Annotated in this window: 17 protein-coding genes and 1 riboswitch; of the genes, 1 reads left to right on the top strand and 16 read right to left on the bottom strand. The window is 73.8% G+C overall.

Annotation, left to right across the window (positions count from 1 at the left end; genetic code table 11):
• Window positions 1-274 precede the first annotated feature (274 nt).
• From AC5K6T_RS28820 to AC5K6T_RS28880, 13 genes are all read right to left on the bottom strand, one after another.
• Entirely contained in the window at window positions 275-1,660 is a 1,386-nt protein-coding gene (locus tag AC5K6T_RS28820) for an NAD(P)/FAD-dependent oxidoreductase (RefSeq protein ID WP_493213679.1), read from the bottom strand.
• A gap of 535 nt (window positions 1,661-2,195) precedes the next feature.
• On the bottom strand, window positions 2,196-3,149 hold the full coding sequence (locus tag AC5K6T_RS28825; RefSeq protein WP_493213680.1) for a Ppx/GppA phosphatase family protein: 954 nt from the start codon (window positions 3,147-3,149) through the stop codon (window positions 2,196-2,198).
• On the bottom strand, window positions 3,146-3,802 hold the full coding sequence (locus AC5K6T_RS28830) for a DUF501 domain-containing protein (protein ID WP_493213681.1): 657 nt from the start codon (window positions 3,800-3,802) through the stop codon (window positions 3,146-3,148). The genes AC5K6T_RS28825 and AC5K6T_RS28830 overlap by 4 nt, the downstream gene beginning before the upstream one ends.
• 36 nt (window positions 3,803-3,838) lie before the next feature.
• Entirely contained in the window at window positions 3,839-4,315 is a 477-nt protein-coding gene (locus tag AC5K6T_RS28835) for an FtsB family cell division protein (protein WP_493213683.1), read from the bottom strand.
• 94 nt (window positions 4,316-4,409) lie between these two features.
• A complete protein-coding gene (gene eno, locus AC5K6T_RS28840; RefSeq protein WP_493214285.1) occupies window positions 4,410-5,696 on the bottom strand; it encodes a phosphopyruvate hydratase in 1,287 nt (428 codons plus the stop codon).
• A 602-nt stretch (window positions 5,697-6,298) separates the two neighbouring features.
• A complete protein-coding gene (locus AC5K6T_RS28845) occupies window positions 6,299-7,012 on the bottom strand; it encodes a transglycosylase family protein (protein WP_493213685.1) in 714 nt (237 codons plus the stop codon).
• 3 nt (window positions 7,013-7,015) lie between these two features.
• Window positions 7,016-7,194: riboswitch (cyclic di-AMP (ydaO/yuaA leader) on the bottom strand.
• Between the two features lie 182 nt (window positions 7,195-7,376).
• Complete coding sequence (locus tag AC5K6T_RS28850) at window positions 7,377-8,465, bottom strand: transglycosylase family protein (protein ID WP_493213687.1); 1,089 nt, start codon at window positions 8,463-8,465, stop codon at window positions 7,377-7,379.
• 302 nt (window positions 8,466-8,767) lie between these two features.
• Entirely contained in the window at window positions 8,768-10,168 is a 1,401-nt protein-coding gene (locus tag AC5K6T_RS28855; RefSeq protein ID WP_493214286.1) for a cytochrome P450 family protein, read from the bottom strand.
• A gap of 409 nt (window positions 10,169-10,577) precedes the next feature.
• Window positions 10,578-11,651, bottom strand: a complete 1,074-nt coding sequence (locus AC5K6T_RS28860; RefSeq protein ID WP_493213689.1) for a nucleoside triphosphate pyrophosphohydrolase — start codon at window positions 11,649-11,651, stop codon at window positions 10,578-10,580.
• 302 nt (window positions 11,652-11,953) lie between these two features.
• Window positions 11,954-12,601 (bottom strand): SurA N-terminal domain-containing protein, encoded by a 648-nt coding sequence (locus AC5K6T_RS28865; protein WP_493213691.1) that lies wholly within the window; start codon window positions 12,599-12,601, stop codon window positions 11,954-11,956.
• A 289-nt stretch (window positions 12,602-12,890) separates the two neighbouring features.
• Window positions 12,891-14,375 (bottom strand): protein kinase domain-containing protein, encoded by a 1,485-nt coding sequence (locus AC5K6T_RS28870; protein ID WP_493214287.1) that lies wholly within the window; start codon window positions 14,373-14,375, stop codon window positions 12,891-12,893.
• 38 nt (window positions 14,376-14,413) lie between these two features.
• Window positions 14,414-15,085: a hypothetical protein gene (locus AC5K6T_RS28875; RefSeq protein ID WP_493213692.1), complete on the bottom strand. Its 672-nt coding sequence runs from the start codon at window positions 15,083-15,085 to the stop codon at window positions 14,414-14,416.
• A 279-nt stretch (window positions 15,086-15,364) separates the two neighbouring features.
• Window positions 15,365-16,126 carry an HNH endonuclease family protein gene (locus tag AC5K6T_RS28880; RefSeq protein ID WP_493214288.1) on the bottom strand — a complete coding sequence of 254 codons (762 nt, stop codon included), beginning with the start codon at window positions 16,124-16,126 and terminating at the stop codon, window positions 15,365-15,367.
• Between the two features lie 433 nt (window positions 16,127-16,559).
• Here AC5K6T_RS28880 and AC5K6T_RS28885 point away from each other — a divergent pair, with 433 nt between their 5' ends.
• Entirely contained in the window at window positions 16,560-16,748 is a 189-nt protein-coding gene (locus AC5K6T_RS28885; RefSeq protein ID WP_493213694.1) for an antitoxin, read from the top strand.
• Between the two features lie 210 nt (window positions 16,749-16,958).
• Here AC5K6T_RS28885 and mfd read toward each other — a convergent pair whose 3' ends face one another.
• The 3 genes from mfd to AC5K6T_RS28900 form a co-directional block, all read right to left on the bottom strand.
• On the bottom strand, window positions 16,959-20,510 hold the full coding sequence (gene mfd / locus AC5K6T_RS28890) for a transcription-repair coupling factor (RefSeq protein ID WP_493213696.1): 3,552 nt from the start codon (window positions 20,508-20,510) through the stop codon (window positions 16,959-16,961).
• Window positions 20,511-20,863: 353 nt separating this feature from the next.
• A complete protein-coding gene (locus tag AC5K6T_RS28895; protein ID WP_493213697.1) occupies window positions 20,864-23,443 on the bottom strand; it encodes an ABC transporter permease in 2,580 nt (859 codons plus the stop codon).
• The gene (locus tag AC5K6T_RS28900; RefSeq protein WP_493213698.1) at window positions 23,440-24,228 is read right to left on the bottom strand and encodes an ABC transporter ATP-binding protein; all 789 of its coding nucleotides are present in this window, start codon (window positions 24,226-24,228) and stop codon (window positions 23,440-23,442) included. Before AC5K6T_RS28900 ends, AC5K6T_RS28895 begins: the two co-directional genes overlap by 4 nt.
• Window positions 24,229-24,517: the final 289 nt, after the last annotated feature.

A 24,517-nucleotide genomic window follows, 5' to 3' on the forward strand; every position in this document is an offset into this window, starting at 1 on the left:
GAGGGGAGGGCCGGGGCGTTCGGTCCCGGATGTCTGACACCACGTAAACACCTTCACCCCCGGCCCGCAGTCCCCCACGCGCGTCATGTCCGGGCAAATCCTCCGCAGGGACCGCACCGGCGGGGCGGGGACGGCCGCGCGGGGCCGGGGGTGCGGGGCGGGAGCGGCCCGCGGGGAGCGGGGGCCGGACATGCCGCAGGGCCTCCCGCACCACGGATGGCGGGAGGCCCTGCGGCAGCGGACCTCGGGTCCCGGAGCCCTCGGAGGACCCGGGTCAGGAGGCCTTGGCCTTCTCCCCGGTCTTCTGTGCGGCAGCCGGGGCCGGGGCGGGCTTGGCCGCCTCGTAGAACTCCTCGCGGGGAGTCTCCAGGGCGCCGAGCGACACGACCTCCCGCTTGAGGAACATGCCGAGCGTCCAGTCCGCGAAGATGCGGATCTTGCGGTTCCACGTCGGCATGGCCAGACCGTGGTAGCCGCGGTGCATGTACCAGGCGAGGCGTCCCTTGAGCTTGATCTTCATCTTGCCCATGACGATCATCGCGACGCCCTTGTGCAGGCCGAGGCCGGCGACCGCGCCCTTGTTGGCGTGCTCGTACTCCTTCTGCGGGAAGCCCCGCATGCCGGAGATGACGTTGTCGCCGAGGACCCTCGCCTGACGCAGCGCGTGCTGGGCGTTGGGCGGGCACCAGGCGTTCTCGTTGCCCGCCTTGCGGCCGACGAGGTCGGGCACCTGGGCGTTGTCGCCGGCGGCCCAGATGTAGTCGGTGCCCTGGACCTGGAGGGTCGGCCGGGTGTCGACGTGGCCGCGCGGGCCGAGCGGCAGGCCGAAGCGGGTGAGTGCCGGGTTGGGCTTGACGCCGGCCGTCCAGACGATCGTGTTGGAGTCGACCTCCAGCCCGTTCTTCAGCACCACGTGGCCGTCGACGCAGGAGTCCATGGAGGTGGAGAGGTAGATCTCCACGCCCCGGCTCTCCAGGTGCTCCTTGCCGTACTGGCCGAGCTTCGGGCCGACTTCGGGCAGGATCCTGTCGGCGGCGTCGACCAGGATGAAGCGCATCTCCTCGCGGGACACGCCGGCGTAGTACTTGGCCGCGTCGCGGGCCATGTCCTCGACCTCGCCGATGGTCTCGGCACCGGCGAAGCCCCCGCCGACGAACACGAAGGTGAGCGCCTTGCGGCGGATGTCCTCGTCCGTGGTGGAGGCGGCCTTGTCGAGCTGCTCCAGCACGTGGTTGCGCAGGCCGATGGCCTCCTCGATGCCCTTCATGCCGATGCCCTGCTCGGCGAGGCCGGGGATCGGGAAGGTGCGGGAGACCGCGCCGAGCGCGATCACCAGGTAGTCGAAGGGCAGTTCGTAGGCCTCGCCGACCAGCGGGGCGACCGTCGCGACCTTGCGGTCCTGGTCGATGGTGGTGACCCGGCCGGTGAGGACCTCCGCCTTGGGCAGCACGCGTCGCAGCGGGACGACGACATGGCGCGGGGAGATGCTGCCGGCGGCGGTTTCGGGGAGGAAGGGCTGGTAGGTCATGTACGACCGGGGGTCGACGACCGTGACGGTCGCCTCTCCGTAGCGCATCTTCTTCAGGATGCGCCGAGCGGCGTACAGGCCTACGTACCCACCGCCTACTACGAGGATCCTGGGACGCTCCGTGGTGCTCATGCCATCGAGTATCCACCCGGCTCAGGACCGTCGCTCGTGCGCCCCTTCACAAGGTCGGGCGGGCCTCGTGCTACACTCCGCGGCCCACGTGACCGAGGCCACCCTGCGGATCGGGAACCATGATCAGCCCCGGCCCGTTGTCAATGCCGCGTGAACTGGCTCTCCGGGCTTCGGAAACCGTTGTGAGCATCGCTCCCCGGGGCCGTGCCCCCTCTCGCCGCGGCGACCCCACTCCCGCATTCGAAGGCCCCTCGGACCACCGGAACGGCCTATCGGAGGCCCCTCGGCACCCTTCGGGGCCGAAATCCTTGTGAAGAACTTCACGAACTTTTCCGTCGCGGTACCCCGAAAGGCCCTTCCGCACCCCCTCCAGCCCGCTCATACGCTACCCGCGCCGCTCACCCGGCGACTACCGCCCGGTAGGAAATCGCCCTGCGGACCGCCCACTTCGGGCCGCGGGGCCGGCCACCCCCGGCACCCAGCCCGCCGCCCGCCGGCCGCCCCGCGTCGACGGCGCGCGGCGCGGGCCCGCCGGTCAGCGGGGGCCGGGCACCAGGGACCAGGCGATGCCGTCGAGGATGTCGTGCTCGCTCACCACGACCTCCGCGGCGCCGGTGCGCTCCATGACCGCCAGCAGGACCAGAGCACCCGCCGCGATCACGTCGACGCGGCCGGGGTGCAGGGAGGGGATCGCCGCGCGCTCGGCGTGCGTGGAGGACAGCAGACGGCCGGCGATCTCGCGCACCCGGTCGCGGGAGACCCGGGAGTGGTGGATGGCCCGCGAGTCGTAGGCGGGCAGGTCCTGCGCGATCGCCGACACGGTGGTCACCGACCCGGCGAGGCCGACCAGGGTGCGCGCCTCGCGCAGCGGCACCGACCGCTCGGCGAGGTCCAGGGCGGCCTCGACGTCGGCGCGCAGCGCGGCGATCTGCTCCTCGGCGGGCGGGTCGGTGATCCGCCCGTCGCGCACCAGGTGCCGCTCGGTCATCCGCACGCAGCCGACGTCCACCGAACGCGCCGCGCGCACGTGCTCCTCGCCGACGACGAACTCCGTGGAGCCGCCTCCGATGTCCACCACCAGGAACGGCCGGTGCAGGTCGGCCCGCCCGGCCAGTTCCCTGGTCGCCCCGGCGAAGGAGAACTCGGCCTCCTGTTCGCCGGTGATGACCTCGGGTTCCACGCCCAGGATGTCCAGGACGCCGCGGACGAACTCGTCGCGGTTCTCCGCGTCCCGGGAGGCGGAGGTCGCCACGAAGCGCAGCCGTTCGGCGCCGTGCTCCTTGATGGCGGCGGCGTACTCGCGGCAGGCGGCGAAGGTGCGCTCCAGCGCCTCGGGGGCCAGCCGCCCGGTGCGGTCGACGCCCTGGCCGAGCCGCACGATCGTCATCCGGCGGTCCAGGTCGACCAGTTCACCGGTCGCGGGGTCGACGTCGGCGACGAGCAGGCGGATGGAGTTCGTACCGCAGTCGATGGCGGCGACGCGCGTCACCGGTCCTCCCCTCCGGCCGTGCCGTCCGCCGCGGCGGCCTCGGACCTCTCGGGCGTGTCGGATGTGTCGGATGTACCGGTTCCACCGGGTGCGCCGGGTGCGCCGGGTGCGCCGGGTGCGCCGGGTGCGCCGGGTGCGCCGGGCAGGGTGACGCAGGCGCCCTTGCGCCACCACTCCGGCAGCATCGCGAGGGCCTCGTCGCCGAGCGGGTTCACACCGGGGCCGGCGGCCAGCGAGTGGGCGACCAGGACGTGCAGGCACTTGACCCGGTCGGGCATGCCGCCCGCGCTGGGGAAGTTCCTCAGCTCCTCGATCGCGTCGCGGCGCCGGACGTAGTCCTCGTGCGCGGCGCGGTAGGCCGCGGCCAGCTCCGCGTCGCTCCGGAGCCGCTCGGTCATCTCCTTCATCACGCCCTCCGCCTCCAGCGTGCCGATGGCCGAGTTCGCCTTGGGGCACGTCAGGTAGTAGAGCGTCGGGAAGGGGGTGCCGTCCGGCAGCCGGGGGGCGGTCTCGACGACGTCGGGCTGCCCGCACGGGCACCGGTGCGCGATGGCGCGCAGTCCGCGCGGCGGCCGCCCGAGCTGCTGCTGGAAGGCCTCGACGTCCGCGTCGGTGGGCTCGGTGCGCGGGGTGGGCGGCGGGGGCGTGTGCATGCGTGTCTTTCTCGTTCGGGTACCGGGACGGCCGCCTCAGCGGTCGGAGGCGTCGGACGTGTCGACGCCGTCCCAGACGTTGGAGTACCAGGGGCGGTCCGCCGCCCCGAGCTCGGCGCGGGACCGCTCCGCCGCGTCCGGGTCGACGACGACGTAGCCGGTCTCGCCGGGCATCACATAGTGCAGCCGCTGCCGGATCTGCTGCTCGGCGTAGGCGTCGTCCTGCCAGCGCGCCTTGAGGTCGCGCAGTTGCTCCACGCGCTCCTCGGCCTGCCGCTTCTGCCGCTGCAGGTCGGCGATCTCGGCGCGCTGGGCGACGTACTGCCGCATGGGGTAGGCGAGCGCCACCACCAGCGAGCAGACCACCAGGGCGAGCAGCGCGGCCCGGCCGGTCAGCCGGGAGCGGCGGGCCTGGCGGCGGGTCTGGGAACGGTAGACGCGGGCCGCGGTCTGCTCGCCGAGCAGTCGCAGCCTGGTCGTGGTGGAGAACCGGTCCCGGTCCTTCACGGCCATGTGTGCCCGCCTCCCGTTCACGCGCGTACGTCCCCGCACACGGTACGGGACCGGGTACGGGGACGTACGGACGACGCCTCGTCGGGGCTGCGGCTCAGCCCTTGAAGCGGGGGAACGCCGAGCGGCCGGCGTACACCGCGGCGTCGTCGAGGATCTCCTCGATGCGCAGCAGCTGGTTGTACTTGGCGACGCGCTCGGAGCGGGCCGGGGCGCCGGTCTTGATCTGGCCGCAGTTGGTGGCGACGGCCAGGTCGGCGATGGTGACGTCCTCGGTCTCGCCGGAGCGGTGGGACATCATGCACTTGTAGCCGTTGCGCTGGGCGAGCTCGACGGCGTCCAGGGTCTCGGTGAGCGAGCCGATCTGGTTCACCTTGACCAGCAGCGCGTTGGCGGCACCGTCGTCGATGCCGCGCTGCAGCCGCTCGGGGTTGGTGACGAACAGGTCGTCGCCGACCAGCTGGACCTTGTCGCCGAGCCGGTCGGTGATGACCTTCCAGCCGGCCCAGTCGTCCTCGAACAGCGGGTCCTCGATGGAGACGAGCGGGTAGGCCGCCACGAGCTCCTCGTAGTACTCCGTCATCTCCGCGGCGGAGCGCTCCTTGCCCTCGAAGACGTACTTGCCCTCCTTGTAGAACTCGGAGGCGGCGACGTCGAGCGCCAGCGCGATCTGCTCGCCGGGCACGTAGCCGGCCTGCTTGACGGCCTCCAGGATGAGGTCCAGCGCCTCGCGGTTGGAGCCCAGGTTGGGGGCGAAGCCGCCCTCGTCGCCGAGGCCGGTGGACAGGCCCTTGGACTTCAGGACGGCCTTGAGGGTGTGGTAGACCTCGGCGCCCCAGCGCAGGGCCTCGGAGAAGGACTCCGCGCCGATCGGGGCGATCATGAACTCCTGGATGTCCACGTTGGAGTCGGCGTGCGAGCCGCCGTTCAGGATGTTCATCATCGGCACCGGCAGCAGGTGCGCGTTGGGGCCGCCCAGGTAGCGGAACAGCGGCAGGTCGCTGGCCTCGGACGCGGCGTGGGCGACGGCGAGCGAGACGCCGAGGATGGCGTTGGCGCCGAGGGAGCCCTTGTTGTCGGTGGCGTCCAGGTCGAACATGGCCTGGTCGATCAGGCGCTGCTCGGTGGCGTCGTAGCCGACGAGCTCCGGTCCGATCTGCTCGATGACGGCGAGGACGGCCTTCTCGACGCCCTTGCCGAGGTAGCGGTTCGAGTCGCCGTCGCGGAGCTCGATGGCCTCGAAGGCGCCCGTGGAGGCGCCGGACGGAACGGCGGCACGACCCGTGCTGCCGTCGTCGAGGCCGACCTCGACCTCGACCGTGGGGTTGCCTCGGGAGTCCAGGATTTCCCGGGCTACGACGACGTCGATGGACGGCACGAGCATCTCCTTCATGGATGTGACGCGGTGGGCAGGCCGCGGGTGTGGCTCTGCGAGACGAGCCTAACCGGCTCCGGGGGATCGGCCAGCCGATGGCTCATCACGTGGACGGAACCGAGCGTAAATTGTTTCCTAACGGAACAAAAGCGGGGCGGGGTGCCGTCCTGAACGGACCGGAAACCGACCCGGACGGACCGGCGCGGCGGAGGCGGCCGCCGGGGACCGGCCCGGACCCGACCGCGGAGCGGCCGGGGGCGGCCGCCGGACACCGTCCCGCACGGACCGGAGCCCGCAGGACCGGGGCCCGCACGGATCGGAGCCGGCAGGACCGGGGCCCGCACAGACCGGAGTGCGCACGGATCACGGCCGGGCCGGATCAGGGCACGCACAGATCAGGGCCCGGCAGGATCGGGGCACGCGCGGACCAGGGCCCGGCCGGATCGGGGCACGCGCGGACCAGGGCCCGGCCGGGGTGCGCCGGAGGCGCGCCGGGACGCACCCCGCCCCGGCGCGTACGGGGGGACACGCGCCGGGGCGGGAGCTTGGGGGGGAGAGGCGGGGAGCCTCGGCGGAGGTGGGGGCCTCCGGACGGGACGGGCCGCCGCGCCCTACTTCAGGTGCAGCTGCTGGCCCGGGTAGATGAAGTCCGCGTCGTCGATGATGTCCTTGTTCAGCCGGAACAGCTTCTGCCAGCCGCCGTCGACGTCGTGCTCCGCGGCGATCTCGCTGAGGGTGTCGCCCTTGACGACCTTGTACTCGCCGTCGCCCTTCTTGACCTTCTTGCCGGTCGGGGTGGTGACGGTCTTCTTCGTCCGCTGCGGGGCGGCCTGCTGCGCCGGGCGCTCCTGGGAGCGGGAGACGCCGGGCTGCTCGGCCGAACGGCTGGTGGTGTCGGCGCTCGGCTGCGAGGGGGCGGCCGCGGCGGAGCCGCCGTCGTTCGCGGCGCCCGACAGGCCGACGCCGCAGACCGGCCAGGCACCCTTGCCCTGACCCGCCAGGACCTTCTCGGCGATCTCGATCTGCTGGGCCTTGCTGGCCTGGTTCGCGCTGGCGGCGTACTGGGTGCCGCCGTACGCGGCCCAGGTGGAGGCGGAGAACTGCAGGCCGCCGTAGTAGCCGTTGCCGGTGTTGATGGACCAGTTGCCGCCGGACTCGCACTGGGCGACGGCGTCCCACTCGGAGGCGGTGGCGGCGGAGGCGTTGCCGGCCGCGACCAGCGGGGCGGCGACGGCGGCGCCGGCCACGCCGGCGACGGCGATGGCACGGGTGGAGCGCTGGAGGGCGGACGGACGACGGTGCTTGCCCTTGCCGGAGAACAGCATGGAGGATCCCCTCACCGACGCCTGCGAGGTGAGCTGTCGGGTTCGGGCCGGTTGAGTTGCCCGGCCGCGCGCTCCTGGGCGCGCGGCTTCACCCCAAGCCGGTTCCGGCGTCGAGTCACCCCAACCGCCGGGCCCGGCACTTACCTTGGGTCCCCCGCTCCTGCCTACGGCGCATGACGCGACGACTGTTCCCGGGCGGCCGCTGGCAGGATTCGGCGTTGCGGCCGTCGGGGCTCGTGTTGGCGAGCGGTGATGACGGTAGACACGCGATCGGCGGAATTTCAAAGACGATCAGGGCCTCTGAGACTCATCCCACACTTTCACCAAAACGGACATTCACCAACGAACCATGCGTGAACTCCCGCTACTTTTCACCCGATTCGCCCCCGACCGCGAGCGTCTGACCGGGGACGATGAGGTCCGGGTCGGTACCGACCGTCTCCCGGTTCCCGTCGTACAGCGCGCGCCATCCGCCGTCGAGGTCAAGGGAGTCGGCGATGCCCGAGAGGCTGTCGCCCTCCCGGACGACGTACTCGCCGTCGGCGGCGCCGAGGGCGGCGGGGCCGCCGGAGGCGTCCCGGCCCTCGGAACCGGCCGCACGGCCGCCGCCCGCCCCCTCCTCGGCGACGGCGCCGCGATGCCGTCCGGTGCCGGGCTGGAACGGATCGGCCGAAGAGGCGCCGTTCGGGGTGGACTTGTCCGAGTTGTCCGCTGGGCCGCCGACGCCCGCAGGGGCGTCGCCGGCCTCCTCGCCCGTGAGGGCAGGAGAGGAGCCGGGGGTGGCGCCCGCGCCGGCCGACGGGTCAAGGGCGTCCGATGTGTCCGACTTGGCGCTGTCGGGCGAGTCGCCCGGCCCTGAAGCTCCGGACGCCGGGCCGCCACCCGGGCCGGACTCGCCGGACGCGCCGCGGGAATCGGACTCCTCGGACGGTCCGGATGTCTCGGACGATGCAGCCGAATCCGGCGACTTGGGTGATACGGAGGAGTCGGGCGTAACCGGCGAAGTAGATTTTCCGGTCGGCCCGGAGTGGCCGGACCCGTCCTCCGCGACGCCGGTGTCGACGTCCGCCGGTGCCGCGTCCTCGCCGAGCCCCGCGAGCGGACCGCAGGCCGGCCACGCCGACACGCCCTGGTCGGCCAGGACACGCTCGGCCACGGCTATCTGCTGCCGGCGGCTGGCCTGGTCCGGGCCCGGGGCGTACTCCAGCCCGCCGTAGCTCACCCAGTCCAGCTGGCTCAGCTTCAGGCCGCCGTACTGGCCGTACCCGCTGTTCGCGCTCCACGCCCCGCCGGTCTCGCAGTCCGCCACCCGGTCCCAGGTCGTACCGTCCGCCGCGCTCGCGCCGGAGGCGCCGAGCAGCGGGATCGCGATCGCGGAGCCGGTCACTCCGGCCGCGACGAGGAGAGCCGGAGCCTGGCGGGGGCGACGGTGCCGACCGTTCCCGGAGAGCATGCGGTGGCCTTTCGAGCGACGACAGGGACCGGCGCGGCGTGTGCTGCGAGGCGCCGCGCTGATGGGTGAACGTATCGGCAGACGATCACTTGTCACAAGTTCATGCCGTGCAGATCACGTAAAGATCACAGAACTGAGTGACTGTCACGTTCATGCCCGTCAGGTCCCCTCCTCGGCGGGCGGGGTACGGACCCGGAGGGGCGGAACGCCGCACGGGCCACGGCCGGGGCGTGCGGGGCCGGGGCGGGCGGGGCACGGGGCCGGGGCGGGCCGTCCCCGGGCGGGCCCCGGGCGGGCCCGCCTCAGGCGGGTGGGGTGAACTCGACCGGGAGGGTGCGCAGCCCGCGCATGATGAGCCCGCCGCGCCAGCGCAACTCGGCCGGTTCCACCGCGAGTCGCAGGTCCGGCAGCCGGGTCAGCAGCGTCGCCAGCGCGGTGTGCCCCTCCAGCCGGGCCAGTGGCGCACCGAGGCAGTAGTGGATGCCGTGCCCGTAACCGAGGTGCTGGTTGTCGCGGCGCGACAGGTCCAGCGTGTCCGGGTCGGCGAACCGCTCCGGGTCCCGGTCCGCCGCGGCCAGCACGACCAGCACGGGGTCGCCGGGCGCGATGTGCTGCCCGCCGACGGTCAGCGGCCGGGTCGCGAACCGCCAGGTGGCCAGCTCCACCGGGCCGTCGTAGCGCAGCAGTTCCTCCACTCCGGTCTCCAGCAGCGCGGTCTCCCCCGCGGCGAGGGAGTCCTGCAGCCGTGCCCGCTGCCCGGGGTGGGTGAGCAGGGCGTACGTGCCGTTGCCGATGAGGTTGACGGTGGTCTCGAACCCTGCGAACAGCAGGATGAACGCCATGGCCGCCGCCTCGTTCTCGGTGAGGTGCTCACCGTGGTCCGAGGCCCGGATGAGGCCGGAGATGAGGTCCTCGCCCGCCTGCGGGGTGTCCGGCAGCGCCTGCCGTTTGCGGTGGATCAGCTCGGCCAGGTAGCCGCGCATCTTCTTCACCGACCGGGCGACGCCGCCGCGCGGCCCGCCCCCGTGCCGGATCATCATCCCCGCCCAGTCCCGGAAGTCGTCCTGGTCCTCCCGGGGTACGCCGAGCATGTCGCAGATGGCGTAGATGGGCAGCGGGAAGGCGAACTCGTGGATGAGGTCGGCCGAGCCGCGTTCCGCGAACCCGTCGATCAGCAGGTCGGTCAGCTCCTGCACCCGGGGGGCGAACTCCGCGACCCGGCGGGGGGTGAACGCCTTGCTCACCAGCCGCCGCAGCCGGGTGTGGTCGGGCGGGTCGATGTTGAGCAGATGCGTCATCAGCTCCGCCTTGCGCTCCCCGGGGATGCCGGTCCTGCCCCTGGCGTGCGCCGGCTCGTCGTGGTGCTCGGGGTTCTTGGACAGCCGGCTGTCGGCGAGCGCCTGCCTGGCATCGGCGTAGCGGGTGACCAGCCAGGCCTCCACCCCGCTGGGCAGCCGTGTCCGGTGCACGGGCGCGTGCTCGCGGAGCCAGGCGTAGGCGGGGTAGGGGTCGGAGGCGAACTCCCAGGTGAAGAGCTCGGGGGCGGTGCCGCCGGGGACACCCGTGCCGGAGGTGCCCTCGGCGGCGGGACCGGCTCCGGTGGTGCCGCCGGGAGCAGCACTGCCGGACGGAGCGGGGGCCGCGGTGTCGGGGGCCGCGGTGTCGGGGGCCGCGGTGTCGGGGGCGGGGCCGTCGGTGGTGATGCCGTCGGAGGTGATGCCGTCGGAGGTGATGCCGTCGGAGGTGGTGCCGTCGGGGGTGGTGCCGTCGGGGGTGGTGCCGTCGGGGGTGGTGCCGTCGGGGGTGGGCTGGGGCTGGTTGGTCACCGGCCGACGGTACCGGGTCGGGGACGGTACACCCGGACGGGCACCGGACCGCCCGGCCCCGGAGCACCCCGGTCCCGTGCCGTCCCCGTCAGGCGTCCCGGCCCGGCCCCCGACGCCGCACCCGGGTCAGCTCCTCGCCCCGGGGACAGCCCCTCGCCCCGGGGGGCGCGGCCGTCCGCCGTCCCGATCCGCCGCCCCGACGGGCGACACCGTGACGCCCTAACCCGCGCCGCCTCAATCCGCCGCCTCAGTCCCCCGTCTCAGTCCCCCGTCTCAGTCCGCCGCCTCAGTCCGCCGCCTCGGACGGGCCGCCCGTCGCCGCCTCCTGCTCGCGTATCGCGTCCCGGTAGACGCGCGCCGCCGCTCTCAGCGCCGCCTCCGGGTCCACCCCCTCGGACTCGGCGCGCACCGCGAGGGCCAGGAGGTCGTAGCCGATGCCCTCGGCGCGCGGCAGCGGCACGTCCAGGTCCGCCGTGCGCGCCCGGGAGGCCAGTTTCGCGGCCAGCGCGAGGCCCGGCTGGTGCAGTGGTATGCCCTCGGTCACGGAGGAGCGGCGCTTCTCCTCGGCCTTGGTGCGCAGCCAGTGCGCCTTCACCTCCTCGGGCGTCGTGGCGGTCTCGTCCCCGAAGACGTGGGGGTGCCGGTGGACGAGCTTGGCCACGATGCCGCCCGCCACGTCGTCGACGGAGAACGGCGCATCGGGGTGCTCCTCGGCGATCCGCGCGTGGAAGACCACCTGCAGCAGGACGTCCCCGAGTTCCTCGCGCAGGGCGTCGCGGTCGCCCTCCTCGATCGCCTCGACGAGTTCGTACGCCTCCTCTATGCCGTACTTCGCCAGTCCCTCGTGGGTCTGCCGGGACGACCACGGGCAGGCGGCGCGGATGCGGTCCATGACCTGCACGAGGTCGAGGAGGCGGGCGCCGGGCAGGTCGTAGGAGGCGGGCAGCAGCTCCAGCTCCGGCATCCGCACCCGGCCGGAACCGGCGAGACGGGCCAGGCCGTCGGTGAGGGCCGGCTCGCCCTCGCCGGTCGCCACGACGACCACGGTGCGCCCTCCGGTGCACGCGGCCACCAGCTCCTCGGCGGTGGGCGACGCCTCGGTCACGGCCGCCCCCGCCTCGCGCAGATAGGGCAGCTGCGGATGGGCGCCGTCCGCGCACAGGACCCGGTCCGCGGTACGCAGGGCCTGCCACGCGGGCCAGGACAGCAGCCCCGGGGCGACCCGGTGGCTGGTGGTGAGCAGGACGATCCGGCCGGGGTCGCCGGGGTGGCCGTCGTCGGGAGCCGGCGCCTTCCGCGACTCCGGGGCGTCCCGCGGCTCCCTGGGGTCCGGGGTGGCTTCGGTGCTGATTGCGTTCACGGTCCGAACGTAACGCACACCGTCGACGAGGCGGCGTGCGTTGTCCACAGGCACAAACCGATGATCACACCAATCGCCCGCCCCGGCCTCCGTCCCTGGACCGTCCGCCACCCCTGGCCGTTCCCGGGTTCCGGCGGTCACGCCGCCGCCCGGCCCGCGGCCCCTCCCGTGCCGCCCCTGCCTTCACCCGCACGCACGGGACGCGATCGCACGGACACACGGGCGGGCACACCGGCGGACACACCGGCGGCCGCAAGGGCGGGCACACCGGCGGCCGCAAGGGCAGGCACACGGTCGGACGGTCACGCCGGCTGCTGCTGCGCCCCCGTCGTCACGTCCCGCACCCACGGTGTCCTGGCATCGACGCGGCCCACCTTCTCGACGTCCCAGGTGCCGTAGCGCGGGTTGAGGCCGATGCCGAGCTGCTCGGACGCCTCGGACAGGGTCTGCCAGAAGGCCGGCTGGCCGGTGTCGGTGCCGAGCGCGGTGGCGAGCTTCTGCGCTTCCAGCTGGAGGCGCAGGTTCTCGTCGAGGCGCCGCGGTGCGACGCCGTACTGCTGGAGCCAGGCCGTCCGCAGGGCCTCGGCACCGCCCGCCTGCTGCTCCAGCCCGGCCCGCATCCGCTGCACCTCCTTGCGGCTGACGGTGATCCCCGCGTCCTCGGCGGCGCGGTGCAGCACCCGGTCGAGGACCATGCCGTGCAGCGTGTCCCGGGTGAGGCTGCCGCTCCTCGCGACGACCTGGGCGTACTGCGTGTCGTCCGCCACGGCCGCGCGCTGCGCGTCGCGGACCTCCTCGACCCGGTTCTCCAGTTGGGAGACCGTGATCCGCTGGCCGCCGACGACGGCGGCGGCACCGGGGTGCGCGTCGTTCCCGCAGGCGGTGAGGAGGGGAGCCGCGGCGGCGATCGCTGCGGTGAGGACGAGCGCGGTGCGACGGCGGCGGTGCAAGGGAGCCTCCCGAGGAGATTGTGCGGCGGTGCACAAAGTCTTGCGATGATCGATGGTAGGCAGCGACACAGCTCTGGCCAACCCATTCGACCAACGATTCACCGGGACTTCAGGCACCGCCGCGCACCGCCGCGCACCCCCGCACGGGACGGCTGAGCCGAGGGCGTGTCCGGGCCGCGCGGCCCGCGGCGGCCGCCGCGGCCCCGCCGCCGGCGGGCCGCGCGGCCGGCCCCTGCCGTCGTCCCCGGCGCCGTCCCCGGCGCGGGCCGCGCCCGCCCCGCCGCCGGCGTCAGCCGCGCACCTGTCCGAGCCACTGCAGGGTGCGGCGGACGTCCCCGGCGAGCGGGTGCCCGGGGCCGCGCAGCCGCTCCACGTCGTGCAGCAGCCGTACGAGCGTGTCGTGCGCGGCGGCCCGGTCGCCGAGGGCGAGCAGCAGGTGCCCGATGCGGCGGCGCACGTCGTGGGCGAGCTCGGGGTCGCCGGAGACGTACTGGTTCTCGTAGTACGGCAGCAGTTCCCGGTACGCGGCGAGCGCGGCGGCCGGCTCGCCGAGCTGCTCCAGGCACTGGGCGGCGTCGTAGCGCCAGCGCAGGGACTGGGGGTCGGCCTGGCCGGCCTCGGCGGCGCGCTCGTCGGCGAGCCGGCGCAGTTCGGGCAGGGCGCGACGGAACTGGCCGTCGTCGAGGAGCGTGGCCGCGTACTGCCGGCGCAGGGTCCGCACGACCGGGGAGTGCTCGCCGTGCTGCTGCGCAGCGGCGGGCAGGATCGAGCCGAGGATGTCGACGGCCTGGGTGATGCGTCCCTCGCCGAGGAGCCGCTTGACCTCGTCGACGGCGGCGGCGACGTCCGCCGTGCCGTCGGCGGGTGCGACCGGGGCGGGCTGCGGCGCGAGGGCGCGGGCGCCGTCCGGCCAGGGGGCGTGCGGACGCAGGAAGGGGCGCGTGGGGTCCAGGGGTGCCCCTGTGGGGTGCCCGCGCGCGGGCAGCAGCGGCGCGAGCTCCTCGTAGACGGCCTGCGCGGAGCCGGGACGGTGCTGGGGGTCCTTGGCGAGCAGACGCAGGACGAGGTTCTCCAGCGGCTCGGGCACCTCCGCGCGCAGCCGGCGCAGCGGCTGCGGCGGCTCGTACAGGTGCCGGTGCAGCACGCCGAGGGCGGTGGAGCCGGCGAACGGCACGTTCCCGCTCAGCAGTTCGTGCATGAGCACGCCGAGCGCGTACAGGTCCGTGTACGGGCCGACGGCGCCGCCCATCGCCTGCTCCGGGGCCATGTAGGCGGGGGATCCGATGGGTGAGCCGGTGTGGGTGAGGCGGGTGGTGTCGGTCTCCATGACGGAGGCGACGCCGAGGTCGAGGACGGTGACCGTGCCGTCCTGCTTGACCATCACGTTGCGCGGCTTGAGGTCCCGGTGGACGATCGGCACGGCGTGCACGGCGCTCAGCACGGCGCAGAGTTGCGCGGCGACCGCCACCGTCCACGGCCACGGGTACGGCGTGTGCCGGACGAGGTGGCCGGAGAGGTCGCACCCGTCGACGTACTGCATGACGAGGAACAGTTCCTCGCCGTCGCTGCCCGCGTCGTGCACGGTGACCAGCCCGGGGTGGTCGACCTGTGCGGTCACCCGGCACTCGCGCTCGAAGCGGCGGCGCAGCTCACCGGCCTCCTGGCCGGCCACCTTGTCGGGGCGCAGCAGCTTCACCGCCACGCGCCGGTCCAGTCGCCGGTCGTAGGCCGTCCACACCTGCCCCATGCCGCCCTGTCCGAGGAGCGCGGCCAGTTCGTAGCGGTCGGCGACGACGCGTGAGGCCGGCACGGTCACCTTCCGCTCTGGGGCCGGCCGTCCTGGCCGTCCTGGTTGCGCAGATAGTTGCTGAGTTCATCGAGTTCGGCGCGCACCTGGTCGATGCGGCCCGCGGCGGGGCGGTGGGCCGGCGGGGGCCCGGCCGCGGCCTGCCCGGGCATCGGCGGCGGTGTGCGGGGGGCGAGCGGCGCGCCGGGCGGGACGGGGGTGCCGTGCGCCCCCGGCGCGGCGGGCCCGTTCGGGCCCAGGGGCGGGCGGGGCACGGTGGTGCTCGTGCCCGTGACGTACGCCCCCGGCGCGGGCTGGTAGCCGTACGCCTGCCCCGTGCCGTACGCGCCGTGGCGCAGCTGGTGGAAGTGGCGCACGTCCGCCGCGAGGTAGTACGCGATCGCCGCCACGAGGGTGCCCAGCAGCAGGGTGAGCCCGGTCCAGCCGGCGTTCGTGTGGATCTCCTCCCCGGGTTCGCTGCCGATCAGCACCACCGCGAGGATGTCGGCCGCGAGCACGGCCACGAACAGGCCCCAGTCCAGCGACCTGCGGGTGACGACCGCCAGCCGCAGCATCATCGCCCAGGTGAGGAACCCGAAGCTGAGGACCGAGACCGCCACGAACAGCACGCGCAGAAGGACCAGCCACCCCGTCGGGGGCGGCTGCCTCGTCGGCTGCGGGTAGCCGTGGCCATGCATGACAGCTCCTGTTGCCTGTGCCCGGGGGACGGGCGTACGCGTACCGGCCGGCGTCGGGCAACGCCGGTCGGGTGATTGTCATGTCGAGCGTATAGGCCGACAAGCAGGCGCGGTCCCGGGTGTACCGAACCGTTGCCGTGCCGCCGGCCGCCGCCGCCCGCCGGGGGGAGACCGCGGCCGGGCCGGCGTCCCGGGCCGGGCGTTCGCACCGCGCGGTCTGCGCACCGGAGCGGGACCGGGCGCCCGCCCGGCTCCGGGCCCCGCCCGGCCGCCGGGCCCTCAGCCCCCGCACTGCCTGAGCATCATCTCCTTGTCGGGAGCCGTGACCGGCAGGTCGTACTTGAGGGAGACCTGCGCGAAGCGGACCGCGTAGGAGCAGCGGACCGTCTTGTTCGGGGGGAGCCAGCTGGCGGGGCCGGAGTCGCCCTTGGCGCCGTTGGCGGGTCCGTCGACCGGCAGCAGGTTGAGCGGGTCGTTGGCGATGGCCCGCCGCTTGTCCTCGGACCAGCGGGAGGCGCCCATCTGCCAGTCGTAGGACAGCGGCATCACGTGGTCTATCTGGACCTCCCCGGCCTTGGCCTTCGTCCAGTCGATCGTCCGGCCGGTGTAGGGGTCGCGGAGGGTCATGGAGATCACCACGCAGTCGGAACCGCTGCGGAAACGGATCTTCTCGCCGTCGCGCCTGAGCAGGTCGTTGCGGGTGTCGCAGCCGTTGTGGGAGAACGGCACGTCCTCGGGGGCCGAGTCCATCCAGGCGTAGCCGAACTCGTCGCGGTCGTAGCCGGTCCGGGGACCGCGGCCCTTCGTGGCCACCTCGCCGATCAGCTCCCGCGCCTCGGCGCGGTCCGCCGCGGACGTGATCGCCGCCAGGCCCGGCTTCGTCCCGTCCGGGTTGTCCAGCGGGCTGACGGAGCGGCCCTCGGCGGCGGGCGGCACGGCGGAGCCGGAGGGCGCGGCGGCCGGCACGTCGATGCCCTCGCACGCGGTCACCGTCAGCGGCAGGGCGAGCGCCGCGGCTCCCGCGGCCAGGGCCCGTCGCACCGCCGTCCCGGTACGCCTCCCGCGACCGCGCGGCCCTGCGACGCGGCCCGGCCCGCGGAGCGCGCCGCCGAGCACCCCGCCGACCGCGCCGTCGACCACGCCGCCCGTCGCGGTGCCGGTCGCGGTGCCGGTCGCGGTGCCGGTCGCGGTGCCGGTCGCGGTGCCGGTCGCGGTGCCGGTCACCGGATGATCGGCCTCCGTCCTAGCGCTCGTGCTCGCGCCCGTGCTCGCGCTCGCGCCCATGCCCGTGCCGACGTTCCCGCCCCTTGAACGCGCCACCGCGCACCCCTCCCCTGTCGTGCCCGCTGCGGGCCGTGCCGTCCGCACGCCACCGTATGCCCCCAGGGACGCGGCCCATCCATCCACCCGAATGCACATACCGGACATGTCAGGCGTATCGTCGGTCGTGAGTCACTCTCGGAAGGAGTTCGGGATGGGCATCTTCGACAGGTTCCGGCACAAAGGAGCCCACGACAAGGCCCGGGACATGTCCGACGCCGCCGAACGCAAGGCCGACGAGAGGACGGGCGGCGGGTACGAGAGCCAGGTCGACGCCGCCCGGCAGCAGGCCGAGCGCAGGACGGGCATGGACCGCGACGACGACCAGCCCGGCTCGCAGTAGCGCAGCCGTGGTGAGAGGGCGCGCACGCGGCCTGCGTGCGCGCGGCGGGACCTGACGTCCCGCCGCGGGCCCGGCGCACGCGCCCTTGGCTCCGGCGCCCGGGGGCAGGGGGCAGGGGGCAGGGGGCAGGGGGCAGGGGGCAGGGGGCAGGGGGCAGGGGGCAGGGGGCAGGGGGCAGGGGGCAGGGGGCAGGGGGCAGGGGGCAGGGGGCTACGACCCCGGCACCGACGCCAGGAACTCCCCCACCCAGCCCAGCAGTTCCCGCCCGACCAGCGGCTTGCCGCCGACCTTCGCCGTCTTCGGGCGCGGCACGAGCACCTGGTGCGCGGCCGGCTTGATGACGGACCCGGGGTACAGCCGCTTCAGCCGCAGCTCCTGCGACTCCCGCAACTCCACCGGCGCGAAGCGGATGTTGGCGCCCTGCAGAACCACCTCGCCGACACCGCACGCCCGCGCCAGCATCCGCAGCCCCGCCACCAGCAGCAGGTTCTCCACGGGCTCGGGCAGCTTGCCGTAGCGGTCGTGGAGTTCCTCGCGAACGGCCCTGATGTCCTCCTCCGAGTTCGCGGACGCGATCGCCCGGTACGCCTGCAGCCGCAGCCGCTCGCCCGGCGCGTAGTCGTGCGGGACGTGCGCGTCGACCGGCAGCTCGATCTTGACCTCCAGCGGCGGCTCCTCGACCTCCCCGGTCTCCAGCTGGCGCCGGTAGTCCGCGACCGCCTCACCGACCATCCGGACGTACAGGTCGAAGCCGACACCCGCGATGTGGCCCGACTGCTCCCCGCCGAGCAGGTTGCCCGCCCCGCGGATCTCCAGGTCCTTCATCGCCACGTACATGCCCGCGCCCATCTCGGTGTGCTGGGCGATGGTCGCGAGCCGCTCGTGCGCGGTCTCCGTGAGCGGTTTCTCCGGCGGGTAGAGGAAGTAGGCGTAGCCGCGTTCCCGGCCGCGCCCGACCCGGCCGCGCAGCTGGTGCAGCTGGGAGAGGCCGAAGTTGTCGCCGCGCTCCACGATCAGGGTGTTGGCGTTGGAGATGTCGATGCCGGACTCGACGATCGTCGTCGAGACGAGCACGTCGAACCGCTTCTCCCAGAAGTCGACCACGACCTGCTCCAGGGCCGCCTCCGACATCTGCCCGTGCGCGGTCGCGATCCGCGCCTCGGGCACGATCTCCCGCAGCCGGGCGGCCGCGCGGTCGATGGACTCGACCCGGTTGTGGATGTAGAAGACCTGGCCCTCGCGCAGCAGTTCGCGGCGGATCGCGGCGCCGATCTGCTTCTCCTCGTACGGCCCGACGAAGGTGAGCACCGGGTGCCGCTCCTCCGGCGGCGTGGTGATCGTGGACATCTCGCGGATACCGGTCACGGCCATCTCCAGGGTGCGCGGGATGGGCGTCGCGGACATCGTCAGGACGTCGACGTTGGCGCGCAGCTTCTTCAGCTGCTCCTTGTGCTCGACGCCGAACCGCTGCTCCTCGTCGACGATGACCAGGCCGAGGTCCTTGAACTTCGTCTCCGAGGAGAACAGCCGGTGGGTGCCGATGACGATGTCCACCGAGCCCTCGCGCAGCCCCTCCAGCACGGCCTTCGCCTCGGCGTCCGTCTGGAACCGGGACAGCGCCCGCACGCTCACCGGGAACTGCGCGTACCGCTCGCCGAAGGTGCCGAAGTGCTGCTGCACCAGCAGCGTCGTCGGCACCAGCACGGCGACCTGCTTGCCGTCCTGCACGGCCTTGAAGGCGGCCCGCACGGCGATCTCGGTCTTGCCGTAGCCCACGTCGCCGCAGATCAGGCGGTCCATCGGGACGGACTTCTCCATGTCCTCCTTCACCTCGGCGATCGTGGTGAGCTGGTCGGGCGTCTCGGCGTAGGGGAAGGCGTCCTCCAGCTCGCGCTGCCAGGGCGTGTCCCCGCCGAAGGCGTGCCCGGGGGCGGCCATGCGCGCGCTGTACAGCTTGATCAGGTCGGCGGCGATCTCCTTGACGGCCTTCCTGGCGCGCGCCTTGGTCTTGGTCCAGTCGGCGCCGCCGAGCCGGTGCAGGGTGGGCGCCTCCCCGCCGACGTACTTGGTGATCTGCTCCAGCTGGTCGGTGGGGATGTACAGCCGGTCGCCGGGCTGCCCGCGCTTGGCGGGCGCGTACTCGACGACGAGGTACTCGCGGGTGGCACCCTGCACGGTGCGCTGCACCATCTCGATGTAGCGGCCGACGCCGTGCTGCTCGTGCACGATGTGGTCGCCCGCCTCCAGGGTGAGCGGGTCGATGGTCTTGCGGCGCCGCGCGGGCATGCGGGCGCCGTCGCGTCCGGCGGCCTTCTGCCCGGACAGGTCGGTCTCGGTCAGGACCGCGATCCGCAGTCCGGGGTGGACGAAGCCGTGGTCGATCGACCCGCACGCCACGTGCACCACGGACGGCGAGATGCCGGCGAGGTCGGCGTCGAGGCGGGCGGCGACGCCCTCGGCGCCGAGGACCTCGACCGTGCGGGCGGCCGGCCCGTGGCCCTCCGTGACGAACACGGTGCGCCAGCCGTCGGCGAGCCAGCCCTTGGTGTCGGCGAGCGCCTTCGCGGTGTCGCCCCGGTACGTCTCGGGGGCGCGCAGGCCGAGCTTGAGGGTGTCGCCCGTGAGGTCGTGGGCGACGTCGGCGAGTTCCTCGTCGGCGGCGAACGGCGACACCGACCACCACATCATGTCCAGCTCGCGGGCGCGGTCGCGGACGTCGGCGACGGACCGCAGGGAGGCCGCGCCGACGTCGATGGGCGCCTCGCCGCCGCCGGCGGTCGCCGCCCAGGACGCCTGGAGGAACTCCTGGCTGGTCGCGACGAGGTCCGCGGCGCGGGTGCGGACGCGCTCCGGGTCGCACACCACGGCCATGGCGCCCTTCGGCAGGACGTCGAGCAGCAGCTCCATGTCGTCGACGAGGACCGGCGCGAGGGACTCCATGCCCTCCACCGCGATGCCCTCCGCGATCCTGCCGAGGAGTTCGCCGAGCTCCGGGTGCTGCTCGGCGAGGGCGCGGGCGCGGGCCCGGACGTCCTCGGTGAGCAGCAGCTCCCGGCAGGGCGGCGCCCACAGCCCGTGCTCGGCGACCTCCAGGGAGCGCTGGTCGGCGACCTTGAAGTAGCGGATCTCCTCGACGTCGTCGCCCCAGAACTCGATGCGCAGGGGGTGCTCCTCGGTGGGCGGGAACACATCGAGGATGCCGCCGCGCACGGCGAACTCGCCGCGCTTCTCGACGAGCTCCACCCGCGCGTACGCGGCCGCGGCCAGCGCGTCGACGACCCCGGCCAGGTCGGCGCTCCGACCGCTGCGCAGCGCCACCGGTTCCAGGTCGCCGAGCCCCTTGACCTGCGGCTGGAGCACGGAACGCACGGGGGCGACGACGACGGAGACCGGGCCGGTGCCGGCGTCGTCGGCGCTCGGGTGGGCGAGGCGGCGCAGCACGGCGAGGCGACGGCCCACGGTGTCGCTGCGGGGGCTGAGCCGCTCGTGCGGCAGCGTCTCCCAGGAGGGGTACTCCACGACCCCGTCCGGCGGCAGCAGCGAGCGCAGGGCGGCCGCGAGGTCCTCGGCCTCCCGGCCGGTCGCGGTGACGGCGAGGACCGTACGACCGCTCTCGCGGGCCAGCGCGGCGAGCGCGAAGGGGCGGCTCGCCGGGGGGCCGACGAGATCGACGTGCATGCGGTTGCCGTCCGCTGCCGCCCTGATCGCTTCGGCGAGGGCGGTGTCCTTGACGACGGCGTCGAGCAGACCGTGCAGGCTCATGGAGGGGCTTTCCGTCCGGGGTGCAACACGAAGGGCCCGGCACGCGGGGCGGGCCGGGGGTTCCCAGCGTACGTCCCCCCGGACGCGATCACCCGGCGGAGTGACGGCGCCCCGCCCGACCCCGCGGCCCCGCACCCGCCACCCCCGGCCGCACGGCCCGCCGCAGCAAGCCCACCCGCCGCCCCGCCCGTCGGCGCCCCCGCGCCGGCCCGCCGCTCCCCGCGTCCCGGCGGCGCACGCCGGAGCCCGGTCCCGGGGCCGTGATGGCTCCGGGGCCGGGCTCCGGCCCCCCGCAACCCCCGTGTGCGGTGGCCGTACGGCCGGCGCCCCCGGGGGCGCCGGCCTGCTCGTGGTCAGTCCGTGGCGATCGCGTCGAGGACGTTCATCCGACCCGCCCGGAACGCCGGGACCAGGGCGGCGAACAGGCCCACGAAGGCCGAGCCGGCGAACACGGCCGCGATCGTCGGCCAGGGGATCTCCAGGATCTTCAGCCCCTCCAGGGCGAGCAGCTGCTGCGCGGCGGCGCCCCAGCCCAGGCCGAGGCCCAGGCCGAGGAGGGCTCCGAAGAGGGCGATGACCACGGACTCCAGGCGGATCATCCGGCGCAGCTGACGCCGCGACAGGCCGATGGCCCGCATCAGGCCGATCTCCCGGGTGCGCTCCACCACCGACAGGGCGAGGGTGTTCACGACACCGAGGACCGCGACGACGATCGCCAGGGCCAGCAGACCGTAGATCATGTTGAGGAGCTGGCCGATCTGGTCCCCCAGGGCCTCCTTGTAGTCGGTCTGGTCGCGGACCTGGTACTGCGGGTAGTCCGCCAGGGACGCCTTCAGCGCGGTGTAGGCGGCCGCCGCCCGGCCGTCCTCGGCCGCGGCGAACACCATCCGGTCCAGCGGCATCCTCTCGGCCGGCACATGGGCGGCGAGGGTGCTGATGGAGGTGTACAGCGCGCCCTGGTCGATCACGGCGTCACTGCTGGTGACGGCGCGGACGGTGAGCTGCGCGGTGGAGCCGCCCGGGAAGGTCACGGCGATCTTCGAGCCGAGGCGGATGCCGTGGTCCTCGGCGAACTCCTCGTGCACGGACATCGAGTCGGGCCGGTAGGCGTCGGCGAGGGTTCCCTGGACGGTCTCCACCCGCAGGTCCTCGGCGTACGTCGGGTCGGCGGCGGTCAGCTCGGTGTTCTTCAGCGTCCTGCCGTCCGGGGTGCGGAAGTCCGCGCCGATCCACCGGTACTCGGTGACGCGGGCCAGGCCCGGGGTGTCCTTCACGGCCCGGACGGCCGCCGGGGTGATCAGCTGCCCGGAGTCGCTGCCGATGATGAAGTCGGTGCCGACGCTCTTGTCGAGTTCCTCCGTCGCGGAGGCCACCATCGAGGAGCCCACCACGGACAGGCAGGCCACCAGGGCCAGCCCGATCATCAGCGCGGCGCCGGTGGCACCGGTGCGGCGCGGGTTGCGCAGCGCGTTGCGCTCGGCCATCCGGCCGACGGGCCCGAACACCCGCAGCAGGACGGCGCTCAGCACCCGCACCACGCCCGAGGCGAGGACCGGGCCGACGACGACGAAGCCGATCAGACTGAGCACGATGCCGAGGCCGAGCCAGCGCGCGCCCTGCCCGGCGCTGTCCGTCGCGGTCGCGGCATACAGAGCCGCCGCGCCACCGCCGGTCAGGGCGAGCCCGACGACGGCCCGGACGGCACCGGTCCGGCCGTCGGCCGGAGTGCCGGCGTCGCGCAGGGCGGCCATCGGGGAGATCCGGCCCGCCCGGCGGGCGGGCAGGTAGGCGGCCAGCACGGTGACGACGACACCGAGGAGCAGACCGATCGCGGGGGTCGTCCAGGCGACCGTCAGATCGTCGGTGGACAGGTTCATGCCCACGGCGCCCATGAGCTTCATCAGCCCGATCGCGAGGGCCACCCCCGCGCCCGCCCCGAGCACGGAGCCGGCCACGCCGAGCAGCAGCGCCTCGGCGAGCACGGAGCGGTTGACCTGGCGGCGGCTGGAGCCGACGGCCCGCATCAGGCCGATCTCCCGGGTGCGCTGGGCGACCAGCATGGAGAAGGTGTTGATGATCAGGAAGACGCCGACCAGGAAGGCGATCCCGGCGAAGCCGAGCATGACGTACTTGAGGACGTCCATGCCCTCGCCGACGTCCTGCGCGTTGGCGTCGGCGACCTCCTTCGCTGTCTGCACCCGGTAGTCCCCGGCGAGGGCGGCGCTGACGCTCCGCTTCACCTCGTCGTCGGTGCGGCCCTCCGCGACGGTGACGTTGACGCCCGTGTAGACGCCGCGCTCACCGACCAGGGCCCGCTGCGCGGCCGGGGTGTCCAGGTAGAACACCGCGGCACCGGGGTTGGTGACGGTGAAGTCGGCGATGCCGGAGACACGGGCCCGGTGCGTGCCCACGGCCGTGATCACGGAGAGCTCGTCGCCGAGCCCCAGGTGGTGCCTGGCGGCGGTGTCGCCGTCGACCATGATCTGCCCCTCGCCCCGGGGCGCGGAGCCGGCGGAGACCGTCATGGTGCGGGCCTCGTTGGCGTTCCAGTTGCCGACGATGGTCGGCGCGCCGCTGGACGGCGCCAGGCTGTCCTTGCCGGCGTCCACGACGGTCACCGAGGTGGAGAACACGGTGCCCTGCGCGGACCGTACGCCGTCGACGGCGCGGACCCGCTCCAGCACGGAGGCGGGCAGCACCGGCGGTCTGCCGTTGCCGGAGGTCGTCTCCCCGGTGTCGGAGGCGTCCTTCGGGGTGACCGTGACATCGGAGGCGGTGGCGGCGAACAGCTTGTCGAACGTGGTGTTCATGGTGTCGGTGAACACCAGCGTGCCGCACACGAACGCCACCGACAGCATCACCGCCACCGCGGAGAGGGCCATCCGCCCCTTGTGCGCGAGGAAGTTGCGCAGGGAGGTCTTCAGCACGGTCATGACGTACGCCCCCGGGCGTCGAAGTCCTTCATGCGGTCCAGCACCTGGTCGGCGGTGGGGTGGTGCATCTCGTCGACGATCCGGCCGTCGGCGAGGTAGAGCACGCGGTCGGCGTAGGACGCGGCCACCGGGTCGTGGGTGACCATGACGATGGTCTGGCCGAGCTCGTCCACCGACCGGCGCAGGAAGCCCAGGACCTCCGCACCGGCCCGCGAGTCGAGGTTGCCGGTCGGCTCGTCCCCGAAGATGATCTCGGGCCGGGCGGCGAGCGCACGGGCCACGGCGACCCGCTGCTGCTGGCCGCCGGACAACTGGGTCGGACGGTGCCGCAGCCGCCCGGCGAGGCCGACGGTCTCCACGACCCGGTCCAGCCACGCCCGGTCGGGCCTGCGGCCCGCGATGTCCATCGGCAGCGTGATGTTCTCGATCGCGTTCAGCGTGGGCAGCAGGTTGAACGCCTGGAAGATGAAGCCGATCCGGTCCCGGCGCAGCCGGGTGAGCTTCTTGTCCTTCAGCCCGGTGATCTCGGTGTCGTCGAGGTAGATCCGACCGCCCGTCACGGTGTCGAGTCCGGCCAGGCAGTGCATCAGGGTGGACTTGCCGGACCCCGAAGGACCCATGATCGCGGTGAACTGCCCGCGTGCGATGTCCACGTCGACATGGTCCAGGGCGACGACGCGGGTCTCACCGGCCCCGTACGCCTTCACGACCTGCCGCGCCCGCGCGGCAACGGCCGTACACCCTCCAGTGCTCTCGTGCCCGGGAATGGTCACAGCTGATGTCACGGTATGTCTCCTCATATGGGTCGGCGTACGGTCGTCCGGTGCCCTGCCGGCGCGGATGCGCCCGGTGGCCGCCGGCGGCCGGAGAAGTGCCGCGGTAGTGGTCGTGCCGACGAGTCTCGCCCCGGGCAGGGGTCCGGCGCGCTGGTGCCGGACCCCGTCTTCACCGGGGGAAAACCCCACCCCCGAAGGTGCGGTGGACCGCCCTCGTCGGCGTCGGGGCGGAGGAATGCCGGGGGAGGAGCAGCGGGAGGTCCGCACGGGACAACCGGGTGGCGCAGCCGTGCGGGAA

The sequence above is a fragment of the Streptomyces sp. B8-7 genome (assembly GCF_058833805.1).

Bases quoted from the DNA above. Each gene is read 5' to 3' on its own strand.
- AC5K6T_RS28850 (WP_493213687.1), bottom strand. From the start codon at position 8,465: ATGCTCTCCGGGAACGGTCGGCACCGTCGCCCCCGCCAGGCTCCGGCT.
- AC5K6T_RS28845 (WP_493213685.1), bottom strand. From the start codon at position 7,012: ATGCTGTTCTCCGGCAAGGGCAAGCACCGTCGTCCGTCCGCCCTCCAG.
- AC5K6T_RS28875 (WP_493213692.1), bottom strand. From the start codon at position 15,085: ATGCATGGCCACGGCTACCCGCAGCCGACGAGGCAGCCGCCCCCGACG.
- AC5K6T_RS28830 (WP_493213681.1), bottom strand. From the start codon at position 3,802: ATGCACACGCCCCCGCCGCCCACCCCGCGCACCGAGCCCACCGACGCG.
- AC5K6T_RS28820 (WP_493213679.1), bottom strand. From the start codon at position 1,660: ATGAGCACCACGGAGCGTCCCAGGATCCTCGTAGTAGGCGGTGGGTAC.
- AC5K6T_RS28895 (WP_493213697.1), bottom strand. From the start codon at position 23,443: ATGACCGTGCTGAAGACCTCCCTGCGCAACTTCCTCGCGCACAAGGGG.
- AC5K6T_RS28885 (WP_493213694.1), top strand. From the start codon at position 16,560: ATGGGCATCTTCGACAGGTTCCGGCACAAAGGAGCCCACGACAAGGCC.
- mfd (WP_493213696.1), bottom strand. From the start codon at position 20,510: ATGAGCCTGCACGGTCTGCTCGACGCCGTCGTCAAGGACACCGCCCTC.
- AC5K6T_RS28835 (WP_493213683.1), bottom strand. From the start codon at position 4,315: ATGGCCGTGAAGGACCGGGACCGGTTCTCCACCACGACCAGGCTGCGA.
- eno (WP_493214285.1), bottom strand. From the start codon at position 5,696: ATGCTCGTGCCGTCCATCGACGTCGTCGTAGCCCGGGAAATCCTGGAC.